This window comes from Marivirga salinae (assembly GCF_030503855.1).
Taxonomy (GTDB): Bacteria; Bacteroidota; Bacteroidia; order Cytophagales; family Cyclobacteriaceae; genus Marivirga; species Marivirga salinarum.
This window is the reverse complement of the sequence record NZ_CP129971.1, coordinates 162,714-185,614: the sequence shown is the minus strand read 5'-3', so window position 1 is coordinate 185,614 and position 22,901 is coordinate 162,714. Positions and strand designations below refer to the sequence as shown.

Genomic DNA, 22,901 nt, shown 5'->3' with positions numbered 1-22,901 from the left:
AAAACTGTTTTATGTATTTAACAAAAATTCAAACTGTTAAATAAAAACAACAAAATGATTTTTAAGTCTATTGACTATCTCAAAAACGGGAACCAGCTTCAAAAAGAAGCTCATAAAGTTTTGACTGAAAATGAAGTCATGGATAAACTGGCAAATTTTCAGCCTCTTCTAGTTGGAACAATTCCTATTGACATAGCCATAAAAAATAGTGATTTAGATATTGTTTGCTCATTTGAAGAGAAGGAAGTTTTTAAAAAAGAAATCCTGAAACATTTTAATGATTACCCCCGATTTTCAATAGTGGAAAAAACATTCCAAGATGAGCCAACCGTAATAGTTCGTTTTGAATTAGAAGATTTTCCAGTAGAAATCTTTGCGCAAAATAAGCCTTCAAATCAGCAAATGGCTTATCAACATATGCTTATTGAATATAAAGTGTTAATTGATAAAGAGGAAGAGTTTAGAAAAGAGATAATCAGGTTAAAAGAATCAGGAATTAAAACAGAACCAGCATTTGCACAACTATTAAATTTGAAAGGAGATTCTTATCAAGCACTCCTGGATTATGGAAAGCAACAGAAAATCATTTGATATGACTTAAATTTAAGTTATCATTAGTTATGAAGAGAATAACAGTATTCTGTGGTTCAAGCGCAGGCAAAAACGGAAAATACAGTGAAGAAGCTTTTCTTTTGGGTAAAATTTTAGCTCAAAAAAATATTGGCGTAGTTTATGGTGGAGCTAAAATTGGCTTAATGGGTGCTGTGGCGGATGGTGCATTAAGCGAAAAGGGAGAAGTGATAGGGGTTATTCCCGATTTTTTGAAAACCAAAGAGGTTGCCCATACTGAATTGTCTGAAATGATCGTGGTGGAATCCATGCACGAAAGAAAACTGAAAATGCATGATTTGGCAGATGGTTTTATTGCCCTTCCAGGTGGGTTTGGAACCATGGAAGAACTCTTTGAAATCTTGACTTGGGGTCAATTGGGCTTACATAAAAAACCTGTTGGCTTATTGAATATAGAAAACTTCTATCAACCACTTTTGGATATGCTTTCTCAAATGACTGAACAAAAATTCTTAAAAGAAATCAACAGAGAGATGCTTTTGAGTGATGAAAATATTCAAAGTTTATTAGCTAAAATGGAACAATATCAAGCTCCTGAGACTCCAAAGTGGATTCTTAAGTCTGAAACTTGATACGATTTCTCTATTTTAATGATAAATCCATTTGTATATTCTTTAATTTGTATCATTTTATTTAGATTTAAGGCTAATTTTCAAATAACGCCTATAAATCATGATTTTTAAACTCCCCTTCAATCAAATCACTTACATTTTAATTTCCTTAATATTTTTAATTTCCTGTAATGAAAATTCCGAGAAAAACATTGAGGTGCCCTCATTAGAATTATCGGAAGAAATTGCTAAAGAAGTTAGCTATGTCACTAATGGTGAAGTTCATTATTATGATGAAGTTCAGGTGATTTTCAATAATCCTGTTATTGAAGAAAATGAGGTGGAAAGCAGCCCTTCTGATGTTTTTGATTTTAGCCCATCAGTGAAAGGAAAAGCAGTATGGGTTAGTAGCACAGTCTTAAAATTTATTCCTGAAGGGGATTTACCAATGCGGGAAAAAATTGAAGGGCAACTCAACCTACAAAAATTATCCTCTGATTTTGCTGAGAAGAAATTGGATGAAATTAACTTTAATTTGCTCGTAATAGGTAGGGATATCAATAGCTTGACAGGTAATGTAGAACTGGTAGACAGAAACAATCCTAAAAAAGTATTGTATAGTGGTGGATTGTCATTTACTGAAAAGACCAGTCTTGAGGCTGTTGAAAAAGCTACCAAAATAAAAGGAGGTGATATAAAACTCAGTTGGAGCCAATTAGATGATAAAAATTTCAAATTTACATCCAGCCCAATTGACAGAAATGATGATGAGCAGGAGTTTAGGTTTGTTATTGACAAAGATGACTTAGCCCTTTCTAATGGTTATTCAGAAGTTTTCAACATTGCGCCTATCACTCAAATGAAAATGACAAAGCTGTCAGCAGATGAAAGTGGTAAAAAACCTAGGTTAAGATTAACTTTTTCTGATGAGTTGGATATCGACCAAGACATCACTGGTCTAATCAATATATCTCCTAACGTAAAATTCTCACCTAAGAAACTAGGAAAAGCAGTCATCTTAGATGGTGAGTTTAAATTTGGAGAAACTTATTCTGTTACTGTTGAAAAGGGTATTAGAAGTAAATGGGGAACAAAAACTGAGGCTAAAAAAACAGAGCAAATTAGTCTTTCCAATATTCAGCCACAGATTGAATTTGGGTCAAATGGAATTCTTTTGCCTTCCTCCAACAAAAAGAAAATTCAGTTTTACACTACTAATTTAAAACGTGTCCATTTAGAAGTGAAAAAAGTGTTTTCAGATAAGGTTGGTCAGTTCCTTACAGCAGAACAGCTGAAGAGCGAGAAAACAAGAAATGAAGCATTTAATAATAATTATTCAAGTACTGTCGGAGTAATTGTAAAGAACCAAACCATTGAATTGAAGGATCAAAAAAATGAATGGGTGTTGAATGAATTTGATCTCTCCGATTTATTTTCCACCTATGAAAATGGCATCTTTTTGCTTCGAATTAATTTCACGCCTTCTGATGTAAGTATCCCAATTGAAAGTAATAAGTTAAGTTATATACAGGATAAAGGGCAGATTTATAAACCCATTTTTGTCAGTGATTTAGGAATTACAGTCAAAGAAACGAATAATGGAACACATATTTTTGCTACTGACCTAGTAACGGCTGAACCGCTCTCTGGAGTAAAAATCAAATTATTGGATTATAATGGAGATGTAAGAGATCGACTAAGCACAGGTTCTGATGGTCATGTATCCACAGGGAGTACTTATTTTTATTATGTTTTGGCTGAAAATGGCAACCAAATTACTGCCCTCAAGAAAGATGAAATGCAGTGGAGTACCTCAGGATTTGATGTAGGAGGCACCCATTCAAGTCGAAATAGAACGCAAGCTTTTATATATACAGAAAGAGGAGTTTATAGGCCAGGAGATTCTATCCATGTTAGTGCTATAGTTAGAAACTCGAATAATACATTCCCTTCAAATAATAAAGCAACAATTACCGTTCGGGATCCAGAATATAAAACTATCCATGAAGCCACTGTTCCAAGATCTAATGATGGATTTTTTGTGTTTGGGTTTAAAACAGAGAGTAAAGCTCCAACCGGAAATTATTCTATTCGAATTAAGGCGGGAGGATCATCTTTTAGTGAAAATCTTAAAATTGAAACTGTAGTAGCGGAGAAATTAAAAGTGATAGTGAGGCCAGAAAAAAGAACTTTTAGCTGGACTGATCAGACACTTGATTTTGATATAGAATCACGTTACTTATTTGGAACTCCTGCTGCTAATCTTAAAACTGAAGTCAGTGTTGAAATTCTCCCATGGGAAATCAATTTTCCAAAATATAAAGATTTTAACTTCAGTAGAGTAGATGTTGATTTTCAGTCTTTGAGTCAGAATATTTTAAAGTCTGAACTAGATGATGAAGGACTTCTGAGTAGTAGTTGGGTAATTCCAGATTTAGGAACTATTCCTTCAGCATTAAAAGCGAAAGTAATTGCTAAAGTATTTGAAAGTGGAGGGCAGCCTAATGAAAATTATAATGTAGTGGAACTCCATCGATACCCTAATTATGTTGGCTTAAAAGACCCTAGCGGCTATAATTATTATAAAACTGGTGAAGAAGTGAGGTTTCCTGTCGTTTTATTGGATGAGAAAGGCAATAAAATGAGTGGTAAGAATCTTCAATATAAAGTTTATAGAAATGATAGCAGATGGTGGTATCAGTACAATAACAGAAGAAATTATCAGCTAAAATACAAAGAGGACAGCCAGACCTATTTAGAAACGGAAGGAAAAATAACGACTACTGATCAGATTGATTATATCAGCTTTCGTCCTGCGGAACAAGGAGAATATTCTTATTGAAGTAAGTGATGGCGGAAATGGACATGTTAGTTCTTCTTTCTTCAGTGCCTACCGTTACGGAAGCGTGCCTGGTGGAGATCTGAACGAAGGGAATTTAGCCTTAAAATCCGATAAGGAAAAGTATGCTCCATATGAAACTGCCAAGATAAAACTACCAAATCCTAAAGCGGGAAGAGTTTTAGTCACCATAGAGCAGGGACGTGATATGATGGATTGGTTCTGGATAGATCCTTCCAAACAGTCTTCCGAAGAGCTAGTGGTTGATATTCCAATTAAAAAAGATATGGTGCCGAATATTTATGTGACTGTTTCTGTTATTCAGCAACATGATCAGACACAAAATGATAGACCCATCAGAATGTTTGGTATTATTCCTCTTATGATTGAGGATCCTGATACAAAGCTTGAATACAACATCAGGATGGCTCAAGATTTAACGCCTAATGAAGATTTTGAGGTGGAAATCAATACTGCAAACGGCAAAAAATCACAATTTACCATTGCTGTAGTAGACGAAGGACTTCTGAGCCTCACTCAGTTTAGGACTCCTAATCCTTGGGCATCTTTTTACAAAAAAATTGGTCTTCAAGTGGAGACCTATGATGTGTTTTCACATGTAATCAGTGCCAATAAAAATGATGTGTTCCAAACTTTCTCCATTGGTGGTGGCATTGAAATGGACTATAGGGAATCTCAAACTGACCTGAATGATGACACCAAAAGATTCAAACCTGTGAGTATGTTCAAGGGGCCATTCATGACAGATGCAAAAGGAAAAGCTACCGTAAAATTCCATATGCCTAATTATAATGGAGCAGTGAGGGTAATGGTAGTGGGTACTCAAAATGGCAGCTATGGTCATGCAGATAAAACCGTGCCCGTTAAATCTGATATTATTATGCAGCCTACAATTCCAAGGATATTAAAACCTGGAGATGAGTTTATCCTTCCTGTTGCTTTATTCAAGGTAAATCCTTTGGTAAAAACAGCCAAGTTTGATTTAAAAATAACTGGCCCACTAGAAATAATCGGTGATGCCAGTAAAACAGTTGATTTTAGTAATCAGGAAGATTCACAGATTAAATTTAAAGTGAAAGTAAAGGAAGTGGTGGGACAAGCGAAGATCAGGTTAGAAGGCAGTTCCGGCAATATCAAAGTAGAGAATGAAACTGATATTGCTATAACCCCCGCAGCAAGTAGGGTTTATGATAAAACAACACAGGATGTTGGTATAGGCAAAAATATCGATATGAAAGTGTCTTCAATAGGTTTAGAGGGTACGAATAATGCCACTCTAGATATTAACATCTTTCCGAATATGGATTTTGAACATCGCTTGAAATGGCTGATACGTTATCCTTATGGTTGTATTGAACAAACAGTTTCCTCAGTATTTCCTCAGCTGTATCTGAAAAAAATGGGCTATTATGATGAAGAAGAATCTAGCGAAATCGATGAAAATATCAATGAGGGCATTACCCGCTTACAACAGTTTTTGCTTAGCGATGGAAGTTTCTCTTATTGGCCAGGAAATAGTAAAGCATCAGAATGGGGAACCAATTATGCTTGTCATTACTTAATTGAAGCTGAAAATCTTGGATATTCGGTTCCTGATTATTTGTATGAAAGTGCAATTAACGGGCTGAACAGGCAGTCCAGTCGTAGAAGTGGAAAGTTAGCTACAAGAGTGAACAGAGTATTTATTCTTAGCCTAGCGAAGAAAAGACCAATTTCGGAGATGAATTTGTTAATGGAAAATGAACTCTCGAAAATGAACAATGCTGAAAAATGGATGTTAGCAGCAGCCTACCATCTATCAGGTGTGGAAAATGTTAAGGATAAGATCATTGATGGAGCAAGTACAGAAACAAAAGAGTATGAGCCATTTTCCTATAATTTCGGTTCTAAATATCGTGATGATGCCATTATTCTGTATTGCGCCACTTTGATGGATGATATGGAAACAGCTGAACTGATGGCAAAACAAGTAGCTAAAGCTTTATCTTCAACAGAATATCTAAGCACCCAAAGCGCAGGTTATATGTTACTAGCATTAGGAAATTACTTTGACAAGGCGAATATTGATTTTGGTGGTGGAAAAGTAATCAGTGGAGAAATTAAATTAGCTGACGGAAGTACCGTTGAATTTAATGAGAATGGCAGGTTTAGAATGCCTATAAATAACAATTTCAATAAAAATATCAGCATTAGTTTGAATGATGATTCAAATGTAGATAAAGTATATGCTACTCTTTCCTGGAATGGAGTTCCTTTAAAGGATGAAGCTCCTAGTGTGGAGAAAAACCTGTCATTAGATGTAGAATATTATGATGATGAAGGAAGGATTATAAATCCTGAAACTACAAAGCAGGGTCAAACTTTTTATGCTCGATTTAGCGTAAAAAATACTTCCCCAGCGAGTAGGGCTTCTGAAATAGCTCTAGTACAAATTTTACCTTCAGGATGGCAAATTGATAATACTAGGTTGAAGGAATCCGTTGCTCCTAGCTGGATGAATCAGTGGAATATCAATAAAGAAGATTATGTGGATATTCGGGATGATAGAGCCATGTGGTTTTTTGATGTGGAAGGTAATATTGAATATGACTTTGTAGTAAAGTTAAATGCAGTATCTGCAGGTGAATATCAACTGCCTGCTACTTTAGTGGAGGCTATGTATAATCCTGATTATAAAGCCAAAAACACAAGCAGAAAAGTATATGTGGAGGAAATGGATTAAATTTAAAAAATGGCAGTGGGGATTGATTATTGTCATTTCCATTGCCATTACTTATTTTTCCATCCCACCTGGAAAACCATATTTTGAGGTTGATTATAGCACAGTAGTAAAATCGGATGATGGTAGTCTCTTGCATGTATTCCTGAATAAGAATGAGCAATGGTTTCTACCACCAGATACTAGCTCCATACCGAAGAAACTAGAAGATGCTGTTCTTTTATATGAGGATCAAAATTTTCACTTACATTCAGGGGTTGATATCGGGGCAGTTTTCCGAGCGACCTATCAAAACATTAGATCAGGAAGAATAATCAGTGGTGCCAGTACGCTGCCAATGCAGGTAGTTCGATTACGGCATCAGAATGATAGAAATATCTTTTATAAAGTACTTGAAGCTATTGAAGCCATCAAAATTAGTTTTCATTTTTCGAAAGAAAAAGTACTTAAGATGTATTTGCAACATGCTCCCTATGGCGGGAATGTTATTGGTTTTCAGACAGCAGCTCATAAATTCTTTGGCAAGCCTATTCATTCACTAACATGGAGTGAGGCAGCCACCTTAGCAGTATTACCAAATTCTCCGGGCTTGATTTATCCTTCCAAAACCAACAATAGATTATTTCAAAAGCGAAATGCATTACTGAAAAAACTTTTTGATAAGGAGTATATTAATGAGCTTAGCTATCAACTAAGTATTCTGGAGCCTGTTCCAGATGAATTTATCACATTTAAAAGTTCCGCACCGCATGCAGCTTTCTTTTTAAGATCTCAATATCCCGCTCAAAAGATATTAAATACCACAATAGATAAAAACTTACAAGATAAAGCCAATTACATCGCTCAAAAATATGAAGAACTCTATGCAGCGGATGGCATTAGAAATCTGGCATGTTTAATAGCAGATTCAAAAACTGGTGAGGTTAAAGCCTATGTTGGCTCACCTGATTTTTATGACAACGCCAATAAAGGTCAGGTTGATGGTGTGAGGGCCTACAGATCAAGCGGAAGTATTTTGAAGCCATTTTTATATGCATTAAGTATGGATGAAGGGTTGATTCTACCAGAAACATTTATTCGTGATCTGCCGACTTATTTTGATGGTTTTTCGCCAAATAATGCCAGCGAAGATTTCCAAGGGGTTGTAACTGCAAAAGAGGCTTTGGTGAAATCCCTGAATATACCAGCGGTTCGTTTGCTCAATAGCTATGGATTATTTCAGTTTTATAGTTTCTTACAGGAAGCAGGGATTAAAAGTCTCTTTCGTTCCGCAGACGAATATGGATTGCCCCTAATCTTGGGTGGGGCAGAAGTCAGTGTCTGGGATATGGTGATGCTTTATCGAGGTTTTGCAAATGAAGGAAAGTTCTCCAATAATATTATTTTGAAAGATCCTGAGTCAAAAAGCCAAAAAGGAGCGCAATTGATCAGTGCGGGAAGCTCTTACCTTACGCTAGATATGTTAAAAGATTTGAAACGGCCTGGAAGTGAGTATTTCTGGCAGAAATTTAATAATGCAAAAGATTTTTCCTGGAAGACGGGCACTAGTTATGGGCACAAAGATGCTTGGGCTGTAGGTTTAAATCCTGAGTATACCATTGCCGTTTGGGTCGGGAATTTTGATGGGGAGAGTAATAAAAACTTGAGTGGAGCCAATTCTGCTGGTCCAGTACTTTTTGATTTGCTTGAAGCACTACCATCAACATCAAAAGAGTGGTTCGAATTTAATGAAATGGATTTTAGAGAAATGAAAATTTGTTCTGTTTCGGGCTTTAGAGCATCTGAAAATTGCCCGAAAGCTGATGCTGTATATGCGCCATATGGCATGAGATCAATGAAAAGTTGTGATTATCATCAAAAGAAATATCTAAGTTATAATAAGGATTTACAAACCTGTTCAGCTTGTTGGGATGACTTAGGCGCAATACCTACAAAACTATTAGAATACCCACCTGATATAGCGTATTATCTAAGAAGAAAAGGAGCTTTTATAGAGTCTATACCACCGCACAATCCTGAATGTAGTAGATATAAAGCCGAAATAAGTAGTAAAATTATTTATCCAAATATGGATGCTAAGCTATTTCTCCCCGTAGATTTTAATGGTGAATTGCAAAAAGTGATTTGCAAGGTTGGTCATACATCTTCTGTGAATAAAGTGTATTGGTATCTCAATGAAGAATATATAGGGGAGACGGATAGACAACATAAAATGGCTGTTACCTTTAAATCTGGATGGAATGAATTGAAAATTGTGGATGATTTAGGTGGTGAAGATTTACAAAAGGTATTCGCTGTTATCAAAGAATGAGCAATTTAAGCTCTATTTAAAATTCTGCTATTCTATTTCAGTATTTCAAGAACTTTCAGAAATTTTATTGGCTTGGGCAACAATGTACTTCTAATTCGTTGCTATAGATGAAATAATTTCTTTAATCAAAAACCATAAAATGATGAAAAAAAGAATTTTCGCAACCGCTATAATGTCAATGTTTGCAGTCGTTTTATTTGCTCAGCAGCAAATGCCAATGCAACAGAAAGAAGTTTCGACAGATTATAGTGATGATGAAATTGAGACCTTTGTAGAGGCGAATTTGGATGTAACCAAAGTTCAACAAGAGTCACAAAAAAAAGTGATGGGAATCATTGAAGAAAATGATATGAATTTGGAAAGGTTTAATGAGATAGTAGCCATCCAACAAGGTCAGTCTGATGAAGAAGTTGAACCAAAAGAATTAGAAAAATTTAATGCAGCTGCTCAAGAAGTTATGGCGCATAATCAAAAAACCCAGTCTAAAATGGTAGCAGCACTTAAAAATCATGATATTAGTGAAGAAAAATATCAAAATATTATGATGGCTTATCAACAAGATGAGGAATTTAGAAAAAAAGTTGATTCAATTGTTCAGGCTAAAGCCAATGGATAAAATCGTTTGAATATTTTTAACTTTAAAGCCATTCATTGTAAAAAGTGAATGGCTTTTTACTTTTCAAGCTAGATTGATTTAGTCAATTTAATGGTTCTCTGTTATTTTGTAAAGTCCAACAGCTAATGCATTGACCACATTAATTGAGGAATTTTTCCCAAACATTGGAATATGGTAATGTTCGGTGCACATTTTTAATAAAGTCTCAGAAACCCCTTGTCTTTCACCTCCAACAATGACAACAAATTTCTGATTTTTTTTGGCTTTAAATGCTTTTAATGGCTTACTTGAGTTCGTAATTTCCAATGCTATTGGCGTAAAACCCTCATTTGTGAAATCTGTTACAATTTCAGTGGCATCAGCTATATATTGAAAGTTAACTGTTTTATAAGTATTTCTGGATGCTCTTTTTACTTTTGTGCTAAGCTCTACGGCATGTTCTCCCACAAAAAATAGTTGTTGAATTCCGAAAGCATCAGCAAGCCTCATTATCATCCCTGCATTTTCAGGAGTGCGAATATTTTCAGCTATTAAAACAATTTGATGTTCTATAGAAGCACTTTTATACTCATGATGTGATTTTTGAATTTCCACTCTGCAAAAATATTGATATTATGATGATTAATTCTCCTCTATAATCAGAGAATTTAAAATAAATATAGGCTAGTCTTTCTTATCCGATTTATTGAAGAATCTTTTAATATTTGTAAATAGATCTGAATGGGTTTCTCCTGGGGCCATATGTATTTCTGTTCCAATTAATGATGAAATGGGTTTCAATGGTTCAAAATGGTTGCAAAAAACTTTAAAAATAGCCATCATCGGTACCGAAAGGATAAGCCCTGCTATTCCCCATATTAATTGTCCAACCATTAGCGTAATAATTACAAATAACACACTTAGTTTAAGATTCTCTCCTACTATTTTAGGATTAAGTACATTGCTTTCCAGCAGTTGACTCAGCCAAAAAAGGCCTGCCACACTTACAGGATATACTAATGAGTCATAATTAAATATCGTAAAAAGCAAAACGAGGCTGGCGCCCATTAATGAGCCTATATAAGGGATTATACAAAACAATGCAGGCAAAAACCCAAAGAACAAAGGGTATTCAATCCCAATTATTAATAGTCCAGTGGTGTTTATGATTGTCAGAATTATAATTAAAAGTAAATATCCTAATACATAGTTTCTACCAACTTTAGAAGCCTTAAATACGGCATCTTCTATGTTATTCCTTGTTTCTTGATCTTTGCCAAATTTTTTAATGGCCTTAAGCAATCCTGTTCTATAGTTTAGGAATAAGATGGTGAAGACGAGGAAAAGTAAAATGTTTCCTAATGATTTAAAAACACTACTGATCACCTGAGGGAGAAATTTATTATTTTCTACAACCTCCTTAGCTTTGTTCATTACCTCGGGTGTTTTCAGATTTTCTTTAAGGTCGAGATTTTTATTGATGCCTTCTACTACACTATTAACTGTATAAATTATTTGATTCTGGAAAGAGCCAAACTGATCAATTATTTTAATAATCTGATTGGAATATAAAAAGATTACTGTACCTACTATGCTAATTAAGGTCAATATAGTAATCAAAATAGCAAAAAATTTAGGGAAGGATTTTCTCTCCAAAAAATTAACTACCGGTAAAAGAATAAATGAAAGTAAGAGACCAGCCGCTAAGGGGAAGACCACAGGCTTACCTATCCATAAAATGGTAATGCCTGCTATAAAAACAATCATCTTTAATGCTATAGAGGCGTAAAAAGTAAGGTGCGAGTTTCTATCTTGTGGTTCCAATATAATTACTTTGACGGTAAAAATTCAGTGTAGGTTACTTAAGTAACTAATTAAGATTTTCAAAAATAATGAGGTGCCTTTATATATCATTAATCACGACTATGGATTTTTTAAATCAATGACAAAATAAAGGTTTTTCAAAATCAAAAGGATTCAAAAGCTGACGATTTCCCATGAATTTCTTTCACGAATGTCATAATGTCAGAGAAAATGAACGGAATTCTTATTGGCACATCCATTGTTACTTGATGTGAAAAATGAATTTAAAATTAGAAAAATAAGATAGATCATGGGAAAAATTATTGGAATTGACTTAGGTACTACCAACTCCTGTGTGGCGGTAATGGAGGGTAATGAACCCGTTGTAATCCCCAACAGTGAGGGTAGAAGAACTACTCCTTCTATTGTAGCGTTTTTGGATGAAGGGAAAGGCGAACGAAAAGTAGGTGATCCTGCAAAACGTCAAGCTATTACCAACCCTGCCAATACAATTGCATCAGTAAAAAGATTTATGGGTAAGAAATTCTCTGAAATTTCAGAAGAGAAAAAAATTGCTTCTTACAAAGTAGAATCTGGTGCTAACGACACAGTTAGAGTTAAAGTAGGAGATAGAAATTATACTCCTCAAGAATTATCTGCGATGATACTTCAAAAAATGAAGTCTACAGCAGAAGATTACTTAGGGACGGAAGTTACAGAAGCTGTTATTACAGTTCCTGCTTATTTCAACGATGCAGAGCGTCAGGCAACGAAAGAAGCTGGACAAATTGCAGGATTGGAAGTTAAAAGAATCATTAACGAGCCTACTGCAGCAGCTTTGGCTTACGGATTAGACAAAAGAGATAAAGATCAAAATATTGCCGTTTACGATTTAGGTGGTGGTACTTTCGATATCTCTATTCTTGAGTTAGGTGATGGCGTATTTGAAGTAAAATCTACCAATGGTGATGTTCACTTAGGTGGTGATGACTTCGATCAGGTAATCATCAACTGGTTAGCAAACGAATTCAAAGAAGAGCAAGGTATTGACTTGAAACAAGATCCAATGGCGTTGCAGAGATTGAAAGAAGCTGCTGAGAAAGCTAAGATTGAGTTGTCGAGTTCTACTGAAACAGAAGTGAACTTACCTTATATTATGCCAGTAGATGGCGTGCCGAAACACTTGGTTAGAAAATTAAGTCGTTCAAAATTCGAGCAATTATCTGACGACTTAGTGAAAAGATCAATGGCTCCAGTTAAGAAAGCTTTAGAAGATGCTGGATTATCTCCTTCTGAAATTGATGAAGTTATCTTGGTAGGTGGTTCAACCCGTATCCCAAGAATTCAAGAAGAAGTAGAGAAATTCTTTGGCAAGAAACCTTCTAAAGGTGTAAACCCTGATGAGGTAGTAGCAATTGGTGCTGCAATTCAAGGTGGTGTATTAACTGGTGAGGTGAAAGACGTTCTATTATTGGATGTAACTCCATTATCATTAGGTATTGAAACCATGGGTGGAGTCATGACTAAATTGATAGAATCGAACACTACGATTCCTTCTAAGAAGTCAGAAACATTCAGTACTGCTTCAGACAATCAGCCTTCAGTGGAAATTCACGTATTGCAAGGTGAGAGGTCAATGGCAAAGGATAACCGTTCAATCGGTAGATTCCACTTGGATGGAATTCCACCAGCACCAAGAGGAGTTCCTCAAGTAGAGGTTACATTCGATATTGATGCTAATGGTATCTTGAATGTATCTGCCAAAGATAAAGGAACTGGAAAAGAGCAAAAAATCAGAATCGAGGCTTCTTCTGGATTGTCAGATGAAGAAATCGAGAAAATGAGAAAAGAGGCAGAAGCAAATGCTGAAGCCGATAAAAAAGAGAAAGAGAAGATTGATAAAATCAATCAGGCTGACTCTTTAATTTTCCAAACTGAGAAGCAAATGAAAGAGTTTGGCGAAAAGTTATCTGAAGGCAATAAAACTGCCATCAACGATGCTCTAGCTAAATTGAAAGAAGCGCATAGCAGCCAAGATGTTGAAGCAATTGATAGCTCAATGGAAGGTTTGAATAATGCATGGCAAGCTGCTTCACAGGAAATCTACCAAGCGCAACAAGAAGCTGGTGGAGCTGAAGGTCAGCCAGGCGGACAAGCAGATCAACAACCTGAAGGCGAAAGCGGTGATGGTGTAGATGATGTGGAATACGAAGAAGTAAATGATGATGATAAAAAGGATTCTAAATAAGAATCAATAAATCATAAATTTTTGAAAGCCTCTCGGAGAAATCTGAGAGGCTTTTTTTGTGTCTTGTAGTGAAATGACAATATGAAGAATCTTAAAGAATAAAAGTAACGTTTCATCTAAAAATCTGTACCGTAAGTCTAATTAAAAATGTTGATACTAATTTTAGAATATTATTTTGAATAAATTGAATGATTGACAAAACCGTACAATCATGAAATTAGAAAAAGTATTAGACCAATTAAACTCATTTGAGAAAAATTCTTTTCTCAAAATTATTGATTCGATCATCTCTGAGAATCCCACCAATAGAAAAGATATTGATAAGATATTAAGTGAGAGTGACCGAGAACTGAAGAATATCGACAATATTAATATTGCCAAGGTTTTTAAATTAATAGAGGTAGAATTTGAAAAATATATTGAATTCGAATTCAAAGACACAACTTCCCAATTAGATGTTTTAATAGATATAATAATCAGAGATGGTAATTGTATAATGAAAAGTGATTGGCTTGCAAGACTGTATGAAAACGAAATCAAATCACTTAAAGCAAAAATAAAGGAGTTAAAAAGTACAATTGATAAAGAAAATAATTCTCTAGATGATTTCAGAGAAAGAGATTACCATATTTATAAAGCTTGTTTAGAAACTGCATATAATAATGACAGTGGGAATAATCTAGATAAAAAAGTTACTCAAGATGAATTATCAATTTTACTAACTCTTGCCAATAAGTTAGAATTATCTCAAGAAGAAGTGAGATTAATAAACTACATGGTTTTACCAATAGAGAAACAAAATATTGATAATATAATCAATGAACTTAAGAATATCGGAGTGATTTTCTTCTCTAAAAAAAGCAATACTGTTTATGTAGCAGATGAGATAATCAGAAACCTAAGAAAGGTAAGAAAAAAGGATGTAGCAGATAAATACTTTAGAAGAGTATTGAAATCACTAAAAGATCCTCAAATTAATTTAGCATGTAGAAAACACAATATAGAGTGGCAAAACATAAGCTTAGATCAAAAAATTAAAAAAATTATCAAAGAAGGAATTCCTTTTATTGCTTTATTAACAACTGATATTTATAAAGATGGTACAAAGCTGTCAGACAAAAAATTATTCTTAAATGATCTTTTTGAAAATGGATTAAACACGAACAAAAGCTTAAAAGGAAGTACAATTGAAGAGAAAGTTGAGAATATAATCCAATATTTTGATGAAATTGATCGAGATGAAAGAGTTGGGATTTCATTAGAAGGTTACGAACAACTTTTAAATGATTTAAATTCTACACTTCCAAAATCAAATGAGCTATTAAAAAACGAATTTGAATTACAAGATAATAATGTTCTTAATAGCGAATATTTACTCGATTTTAATATTAAACCACGCGATGTTCTTGAAGTAATTGATACCACAGATCTAAATAAATTCTGTGTTAAATTAGAAATCAAAACTAGAGGAAATACGATTCTTAATATTCTAGAATCATACAAAGATGCAGAAAATCTATCTTTAGAAAATTACGAGCATTTTGCTTACAGAGATGTAAATAAAATCAAGGAAAATGGATTGAACATTAAGGAAGCTGATATTGGAATTCAATTTGAAGACTTAACTAAAAAAATATTTGAAGAACTAAAATTTAATGTTGATGAGAAGCTACGGAAGGAATTAAACACGAGCAAAGATAAAATTGATATTTTATTGAATTTGGGTAATAAACAGTTAATATTAGTTGAATGTAAAACTTCGAAAGACAAGGGATTCAATAAATTTAGCACTGTTTCCAGACAATTAAAATCTTATGTAAAGCTAGCTGAAAAAAACGATTACAATATTATTAAATCTTTGCTAATTGCTCCTGAGTTTAGTGATGATTTTGTTTCAGAATGTAATCTTGAATATGAATTGAATTTATCCTTAAAAAAGGCTAAAAGTCTTTATAATATTTTGGATGCATTTAAAGATTCTAAAAAGCATAAAGAATTTCCTTTTAATTTATTAATGAAAGATGTAGTCATTCAAGAAGATAGGATTGTAAAAGCTTTAGCAAAGTAAGCTATTGTTTTTAATCATACTAAACATTAATACTTCCATAAAACTTACATATGTGTCGATAAACATATTATTTCAATCGATAAACAAAATAATTTCCTGAACTTTCGGTTGTATTTTTATAAAAACGGGAAATTATTATTATGAAACATTTGTGGAAAATTTTTGGATTAGCAGCTTTAGTACTTTTTTATGGTTGCGATAGAATTGAAAGTGGAAATGGCAGGGCGTCTTTCTATTTGACTGATGGTCCTTTGGAAGCAGAAAATGTGACCGAAGTAGTCATTAGTATATCTAAAGTGGAAGTTTTTGGCCCCGAAGGCTGGACTACTGTTAAAGAATATGAAAACCCTCAAGCTATTAACTTATTGGAGTTTCAAGGTGGAGAAACTTTCTTTTTAGACGAAAGAGAAATGGTGAGTGGATTATATGATCAAATCAGATTAGGTCTTTCAAGCTCTATTACTTCTGGTAGCGATAATCCTCCTCATTACATTAAATTCGAAGATGAGTCAATTGAGGAAATTACAATTCCTAGCGGAGCGCAAACTGGATATAAAGTGGTAGGAGATTTTACCATTCCTGATGGAGGTGTAACATCCATTGTCATTGATTTTGATGTGAGAAAGTCAGTTGTGAAGGCTGGAAATTCGGGTAAATTTATTTTAAAGCCAACACTACGTTTAATTGAAGATGCGAATGTAGGCGCTATTGAAGGAAACATTAGTGGGGAGTTTACTGGAAGTTTAGTTGTGTATGCATATGATGATGGAGCATATCAAGAAAACGAATCAGAGCCTAATGCAGATGGTGTTGTATTTGCTAATGCAGTTACTAGCTCAAATGTAGATGCGGACGACAATTATAATTTAGCCTTTTTACCTTCTGGTACATATGATTTAGTAATAGCTTCTTTTGACGGAGAAGGTAACTTCCAAGAAGTGGTAGGTGAAGAGTCGGATGTGGAATTGGGAGCTGGTGAAAAGTTAGATTTGAATATTGAGCTGGGTCTTTAATCACCCTAGAATAGAATTAAATAGTAAAAGGCTTCCTGATATAGGGAGCCTTTTTATATTTTTACAATTGATGATAAATTATCAATTTACATTCATAAGGAATAGACACAGCATTACCCTCTTCTTGGCTTCGCAAACCTACTCTTAATACATAATCTCTAGAATTAAAATATCCTTTAAGATTTCCAGAACGATAATTTTTGATAGTATATCGAACATTGGATTTTAAAATTGAACTACTAATAAAGCTGTTGGTACTTACATTAAATAGAACCGCTTCTGCACCAGGTACTTCTTTCACACTTCTTACAGGGGCTTGGAAAATAATAGAATCAATAGGGAGGTCAGGTATTTTTATACTTTTACTAGGACTGAAAACCCAGTCAGTTAATTCGGTATTTAAGTTGGTGGAGATTTTAATGACGATTATTCCTTGATCATCATCGGTTTGATTATTAGCATTTTGTGCATTAGGGCCTTGAGCTGGCGGAGCTGTTTCGCAAGCTTGGAAGATCAGTAGGGTTCCTAAAATTGTAAAAAATAGCTTCATAATTCTAATAACTCCTTTTATTAATAATTGTTAAAATAGTCAATTACCTATAGAGTTATTTTTAATTACGAATTAATATGGGAATCAGTTTTAGGGACACTTTTAAAGGATACGTTTTACGCCTTTCCTTCTACTTTCCAAATCAGCTCTTCAATAATTTTTTCAATGCTCATACCTTCGGCATCAGCTTTAAAGTTTTTAACTAATCGATGTCGAAGCACTGGTATAGCTACTGCTTTTACGTCCTCAATATCTGGAGAATATTTTCCGCTTAATAAGGCATTGCATTTTGCTCCTTTTATTAAAAACTGAGAAGCTCTAGGTCCTGCTCCCCACTCTAAATATTCATTCGTAATATTGAATGCTTTTTCAGTATTGGGTCTTGTACTATGTACTAATTTAACGGCAAATTCTATTACATTATCAGTAACCGGAACTTTATTAACTAATTTCTGGAAATAAAGTATTTCCTCAGAGCTCATAACAGCTTTCACACCTTCAAGCTCTTGTCCTGAAGTCTTTACAATGTCTAGTTCATCTTCATAAGAAGGATAGTCCAATGTGATATTGAACATAAATCGGTCTAGCTGTGCTTCTGGCAATGGGTAAGTACCTTCTTGTTCAATTGGGTTTTGGGTAGCTAACACAAAAAATGGATCGGGTAATACATAAGTTTCACCAGCAACGGTCACATTTTTTTCTTGCATGGCCTCTAACAAAGCAGCTTGAGTTTTAGGAGGAGTTCTGTTGATCTCATCTGCAAGGATGATATTATTAAAAATCGGGCCTTTAATAAACTTAAAATTACGGTCTTTATCCAAAGTTTCAGCACCAATAATGTCTGAAGGCATTAAATCGGGGGTAAACTGAATCCGATTAAATTTTAAATTCATGGCAGAAGCCACTGTATTAATCAATAAAGTTTTTGCCAAACCAGGAACTCCAACTAAAAGGCTGTGAGAATGACAGAAAAAAGAACTAATCACTAATCGGATTACTTCTTCCTGACCTACTATAACTTTTCCTATTTCTTTTTTTAAGCTTTCGAATTTTTCATGTAAAGCATTTGCAGCTTCCACTTCATTTTCAAATTTCTCCATATTTTTCAGTTAAGAATTTGGCAGTCTTTATATTGATCATCAAGGACAATGAACACTTCCGATTTAGACTCTTGAAACCATTTCGCTAATTTTTCGCTTTTTTTCTTATTTAATGCCGCTTGCTTAATTTTTTGATAATCTTTTCTGATATCAGCTCTGTGCGGTCTTACTTTATCTTTATAATATATGATTCTAACTGCCTCAGAGCGGTCTTGTTGCCTGAAAACTAGCGGTTTTGTTATACTTCCAACCTCCATAGTATCGATTGTAAAGAAAATATTCGGATCTAGTTCATCTACAGAAATTTTAGTTCCTCCTGCTTCACTTTCAATAAAATATCCACCGCTTGATGAAGTATTCATGTCGTCTGAATATTCTGCAGCAGCCTTTTCAAATGAAATACTATCGTTTATAATTAAGCTCCTTATACTATCTAAAAATTGAATGGATTTGTTCACATCCTTTTGAGTGAATTTCGGCAATATTAAAATATGTCTGGTGTTAAACTCATTTCCTCTTCGATTAATTAATTCAATTATGTGAAAACCGAAATCTGTTTCAACCGGTTTTGAAATTTCCCCAGGCTTTAACCTTAAGGCTGTGGCTTCATATTCAGGAGCAAGTTGTCCCCTTTCAAAATAGCCGATATTTCCGCCTGTTTGTTTCGCACCTGGCTCTTGAGAATAAAGTCGAGCTATATCTTCAAAATTCTCCCCTTCCATTATTCTTTCTCTTAAGCCGTTTAAACGGGCTTTAATATTGTCTTTTGCTTCTTTACTCATAGTAGGTTTTTTCACTATTTGACCTACTTGAACTTGAGTTGAATAGAAAGGTAAACTATCTTTAGGTATGTTGTCAAAGAATTTTTGAACTTGATTAGGAGTAACTTCTAAGCCTTTTGTAATGGTTCTTTGCATTTCTCCCATAATCATTTGCTCTCTTACATCATCTCTTATCTCCACTTTAAATTCATCCAAAGATTTACCGTAATACTCCTCAATTTTTTCTTCAGAGCCGATTTGTTGTACCATCATTTGCATTCTGTTTTCTAATTGAGCATCCACTTGTGCTTCAGGTACTGTTACAGAATCTATTTCGGCTTTAGCTAGTAATAATTTATTGACAACTAGGTTTTCTAGTACCTCACAACGACCATTTGGCCCTGTGTTAGATCCTCTTGATAAATAATCTTTATAAGCTATTGCTAGATCAGATTCGAGGATGATATAATTATCAACCTTGGCAATAATTTTATCAACTGTTTTCACCTCCGATTGAGCATTTGCACACAATGGCAAAAGTAGTATTGAAAGTGCAATAAAAAATGATAGAATATTATGGTTTGTAAATTTCATATTTGTTTTGACTCTTCGCTTTTTCAAAAACTTCCTCTTCTAATTGGTTGGCAATAGCCACCTTTCTTTTATTTAATATTATTTGTTTGATATCATTCTTTACAAATTCCAATGGTGAAATTTGATCTGATATTTTATATTCCTTTATTCTTAAAAAGTAAAGGTTTTCCTCATTTGAATCTTCTACAAATTTGTTGGACTTCAAGAAATCTACCTTATTGGTCACACTTACAAATGGAGTGTTTCTTATTGCCTCATCAAAATTTATCCAAACTGAATCTTCCAGAAAATAAGTTTCAGCAAATCTAAAGCAATATGATTTCAATTCTTTAAAATCATTCGGATCATCAGAATTAATTAAGCTCTTTAATTGGTTGATTTTTGGAGCATCTTTAGTTACCGTAATAAAATAGCCTCTAATAATATTTTGTTTTAATTCGAAATTATCTTTATTCTCCAGATAGTAATCTTGTATTTCTTGATTTGAAACGACAGTATCTAAATTATTATCGACATAATATTTTTTATATTCATGCACCATCAATGCATAACGATAATCCAATACTTTTCTTTCAATTGAAGCTTGGTCAAAATTAATTTTCTCAGCTGCTTCGGATATTAACAATTGCTTTTTGATCCATGAATTAATGTATCTATTAACCAGATTTGCACTATCCTTTGGATTTATTTCTCTTGTAACTATCCCTGCTAGATCATTTTGATATAATATTGAACTACCAACTTGAGCTACTGGCACCTCTACTTCTTCGCTTTCTTCTTCCTCATTACTTAAATTTTTCAGGTTGATATAATCACAACCCCAAAAGCAAATAGAAAATAATAATAGTGATATTGTTAGATATTTATTCCTCAATTTCTGATTTTAATTTATTCAATACTGACTCATTTACATTGATATTGTACTTTTTCTTTAGCTCAGTAAGCCATTCATTTTCAAGATGTTTTTGATAATTCTCCATCAATTCTGCTTTGGCCTCATTAAAAGCTTTTTGCTCTGGCGGATAACTTTCCAAGATATAATTTAATTCTATCATACCGCTCTTAGTTACATTTTTAAAATAATCTCCTTCATTTTTATTATCCCATTTCGACCCTTCCAAAACGTCTATAATTTCAGTTGAAGCAGATTCAATTCTTTCATTATTTATGGCTAAAAGCTCGTTTGCTTCTGAAAGCAACTGCAAATATATTTTATTTTCATCGGAATAGATAAGTTTCACGACTTCCATATTGCTAAATGTTTGATTTAAGTCTTTAAATAACTTAATGGAGTCGCTTTCACTTATGTTTTTTGGTAAACTCAATCCAACAAAAACTTTATGGTCAATACTATCATCAATTTTTATTTGTTCTTTTAATTTTTTGCTATCATCATACGCTAGCTGCTGAGTTAACGGAAAGTATTGACCTTTTATTGGTTTTTTAAATGGCTTTATTGATGAAGTATCTGAAAATGTAATCCGTGCTATTTTTATTTTTTCATTGCTTTTGTAGTCGCTTCTATTTTTTTCATAATATTTTTTTAGAGCAGTAGTGTCTTCGGAAATTTTACTCCAGACTTTTTGATTCATAATTTCGAATAAAAGTAGGCCATCTTTGTATTCTTGCCTTAAAAATCTGTATTCAGGATATTTTGTTTCTAAGTTGTTTTCTTCATATTGGAATAGCTCTGATTTTTCAAATTTCTCTAATTCCAAATTTAGTTTATTAGATGAATCGTATTCATTTAGAAAATCATTAATAGAGAATTCTTTTTTGGAAATGGTGAAAAGCGTCATTTCTAGCTCTTTCTTTTTTAGATCATCTTTACTTATGTTTTCTTTTGAGTTTAGTAAATTATAAGCCTCAGAGTTTTTGGTGAAATTATTTTCTTCTTTTAATTTTCTAATTACTTCCACTTCCTTTAAATCGGAACGTTGGTCTCTTTGAACTCGTCTGCTTAAACTTTCTCTCATACTTTCTAAGCTTCCGACACCTCTTTTATCTTCTAACTTAAGAATATGCCATCCATAAGGACTTTGCACTGGTTTCGATATTTCTCCTTTTTCTTCCAATCTAAAAGCTGCGGTTTCAAGTGAAGACGGTAAGCGACCAGCTCCAAACCATGGAAGGCTTCCTCCATTATCTTTAGTACTTAAATCTTCTGATTCTTTTGTGGCTAGTATGAACCAATTCTCTCCAGATTTCAATTGTTCATATACGTCTCTTATGGCTTCCTGTGTTTTTGCAGAATCTTCTGCTGAAGCTTGCGGAGGGAATCGTTTCATAATATGAGCAATTTTAATCCGTCCCAAGGTTTCTCTTTTGTCATTTACCTTTATGATATGATACCCAAATTGGGTACGAATAATTGGGGAAATTTCACTTACTTCTGTTTGATAAGCTGCAGATTCAAATGGGTATACCATCTGAAAAGCAGTAAACCAACCTAATAACCCATTATTGCTTTTAGCAGAAGGGTCTTCTGAATATTCTCTAGCTAATGCCTCAAAACTTTCACCCGCTTCAAATTTACTTTTAACTTCACTGATTTTTTGGTAAGCTCTTAAAGTGTCTTCTGCTGCTGCGTCTTGATCCACCCGGATAAGAATATGGCTAGCATTTACTTCTTGCTGTAAACGCTCGTAGGTTTCATTCACTAATTCTTTATTTACCTTTTCAGTAGTGAGGTAAGGCTTTTTTATCTCTTCTAGATAACCGTTTAGCTCGTTAATGTAAGCTTCCGTAGTATCTATAGCTTCAGCTTTGGCTTCTATAACTTTTAGCTTAAAGTCAATGTATAGGTCTAAATAGTCTTCTATAGGCTCCGTTTCTCCTTTATTTTTATTGCTTTTCTCATAAGCATACATAAATTCATCAGGATAAACTGAAAGGGAATCTATTGTGAAAAGAGGTGTTATATCCTCAGATTTAGACGGTTTTTGAGTAGTCTTGCAAGAACTAATGAAAATTAATAGAAGAGGAATTATTAAACCTTTGATGTTTCGCATTTGGCTAAACTAAATTTTTGGATGGCAATTTATACAAATGGATTCACACAGGAAAATATAAGGCAAGTAGAGAAGGGATTAATTTAT

At 33.8% G+C, this 22,901-nt stretch carries 16 protein-coding genes; 9 read left to right on the top strand and 7 right to left on the bottom strand.

All coding sequences use genetic code 11. From position 1 onward, the window contains the following. The first annotated feature begins 54 nt into the window (after positions 1-54). From QYS49_RS00800 to QYS49_RS00775, 6 genes are all read left to right on the top strand, one after another. A complete protein-coding gene (locus QYS49_RS00800; protein WP_308349722.1) occupies positions 55-591 on the top strand; it encodes a DUF4269 domain-containing protein in 537 nt (178 codons plus the stop codon). Positions 592-620: 29 nt separating this feature from the next. Next, complete coding sequence (locus tag QYS49_RS00795) at positions 621-1,202, top strand: LOG family protein (RefSeq protein ID WP_308349721.1); 582 nt, start codon at positions 621-623, stop codon at positions 1,200-1,202. 100 nt (positions 1,203-1,302) lie between these two features. Beyond that, positions 1,303-4,023, top strand: coding sequence for an MG2 domain-containing protein (locus QYS49_RS00790; protein ID WP_308349720.1), 2,721 nt, complete (start codon positions 1,303-1,305; stop codon positions 4,021-4,023). Beyond that, positions 3,974-6,763 (top strand): alpha-2-macroglobulin family protein, encoded by a 2,790-nt coding sequence (locus QYS49_RS00785; RefSeq protein ID WP_308349719.1) that lies wholly within the window; start codon positions 3,974-3,976, stop codon positions 6,761-6,763. Before QYS49_RS00790 ends, QYS49_RS00785 begins: the two co-directional genes overlap by 50 nt. Then, the gene (pbpC, locus tag QYS49_RS00780) at positions 6,744-9,071 is read left to right on the top strand and encodes a penicillin-binding protein 1C (RefSeq protein ID WP_308349718.1); all 2,328 of its coding nucleotides are present in this window, start codon (positions 6,744-6,746) and stop codon (positions 9,069-9,071) included. Before QYS49_RS00785 ends, pbpC begins: the two co-directional genes overlap by 20 nt. A 139-nt stretch (positions 9,072-9,210) precedes the next feature. Then, the gene (locus QYS49_RS00775) at positions 9,211-9,687 is read left to right on the top strand and encodes a DUF4168 domain-containing protein (RefSeq protein ID WP_308349717.1); all 477 of its coding nucleotides are present in this window, start codon (positions 9,211-9,213) and stop codon (positions 9,685-9,687) included. A gap of 87 nt (positions 9,688-9,774) precedes the next feature. Here QYS49_RS00775 and QYS49_RS00770 read toward each other — a convergent pair whose 3' ends face one another. Together QYS49_RS00770 and QYS49_RS00765 are read right to left on the bottom strand one after the other, a co-directional pair. After that, the gene (locus tag QYS49_RS00770) at positions 9,775-10,281 is read right to left on the bottom strand and encodes a TrmH family RNA methyltransferase (RefSeq protein WP_308349716.1); all 507 of its coding nucleotides are present in this window, start codon (positions 10,279-10,281) and stop codon (positions 9,775-9,777) included. 69 nt (positions 10,282-10,350) lie between these two features. Continuing rightward, positions 10,351-11,433 carry an AI-2E family transporter gene (locus QYS49_RS00765; protein WP_308349715.1) on the bottom strand — a complete coding sequence of 361 codons (1,083 nt, stop codon included), beginning with the start codon at positions 11,431-11,433 and terminating at the stop codon, positions 10,351-10,353. A 346-nt stretch (positions 11,434-11,779) separates the two neighbouring features. Between QYS49_RS00765 and dnaK the strand changes: the two genes are divergently transcribed. The 3 genes from dnaK to QYS49_RS00750 all read left to right on the top strand — a co-directional run bounded on the left by dnaK (position 11,780) and on the right by QYS49_RS00750 (position 16,798). Beyond that, positions 11,780-13,717: a molecular chaperone DnaK gene (gene dnaK / locus QYS49_RS00760; RefSeq protein WP_308349714.1), complete on the top strand. Its 1,938-nt coding sequence runs from the start codon at positions 11,780-11,782 to the stop codon at positions 13,715-13,717. Positions 13,718-13,928: 211 nt separating this feature from the next. Next, the gene (locus QYS49_RS00755; RefSeq protein ID WP_308349713.1) at positions 13,929-15,785 is read left to right on the top strand and encodes a hypothetical protein; all 1,857 of its coding nucleotides are present in this window, start codon (positions 13,929-13,931) and stop codon (positions 15,783-15,785) included. Positions 15,786-15,925: 140 nt separating this feature from the next. Further along, complete coding sequence (locus QYS49_RS00750) at positions 15,926-16,798, top strand: DUF4382 domain-containing protein (protein WP_308349712.1); 873 nt, start codon at positions 15,926-15,928, stop codon at positions 16,796-16,798. 61 nt (positions 16,799-16,859) lie between these two features. Here QYS49_RS00750 and QYS49_RS00745 read toward each other — a convergent pair whose 3' ends face one another. From QYS49_RS00745 to QYS49_RS00725, 5 genes are all read right to left on the bottom strand, one after another. After that, entirely contained in the window at positions 16,860-17,348 is a 489-nt protein-coding gene (locus QYS49_RS00745) for a hypothetical protein (RefSeq protein ID WP_308349711.1), read from the bottom strand. A gap of 116 nt (positions 17,349-17,464) precedes the next feature. Continuing rightward, entirely contained in the window at positions 17,465-18,448 is a 984-nt protein-coding gene (locus QYS49_RS00740; RefSeq protein WP_308349710.1) for an AAA family ATPase, read from the bottom strand. A 5-nt stretch (positions 18,449-18,453) separates the two neighbouring features. Beyond that, positions 18,454-19,803: a peptidylprolyl isomerase gene (locus QYS49_RS00735; protein WP_308349709.1), complete on the bottom strand. Its 1,350-nt coding sequence runs from the start codon at positions 19,801-19,803 to the stop codon at positions 18,454-18,456. Then, on the bottom strand, positions 19,784-20,677 hold the full coding sequence (locus QYS49_RS00730; RefSeq protein ID WP_308349708.1) for a peptidylprolyl isomerase: 894 nt from the start codon (positions 20,675-20,677) through the stop codon (positions 19,784-19,786). The genes QYS49_RS00735 and QYS49_RS00730 overlap by 20 nt, the downstream gene beginning before the upstream one ends. Then, on the bottom strand, positions 20,667-22,814 hold the full coding sequence (locus QYS49_RS00725) for a peptidylprolyl isomerase (RefSeq protein WP_308349707.1): 2,148 nt from the start codon (positions 22,812-22,814) through the stop codon (positions 20,667-20,669). Before QYS49_RS00725 ends, QYS49_RS00730 begins: the two co-directional genes overlap by 11 nt. Positions 22,815-22,901 lie beyond the last annotated feature (87 nt).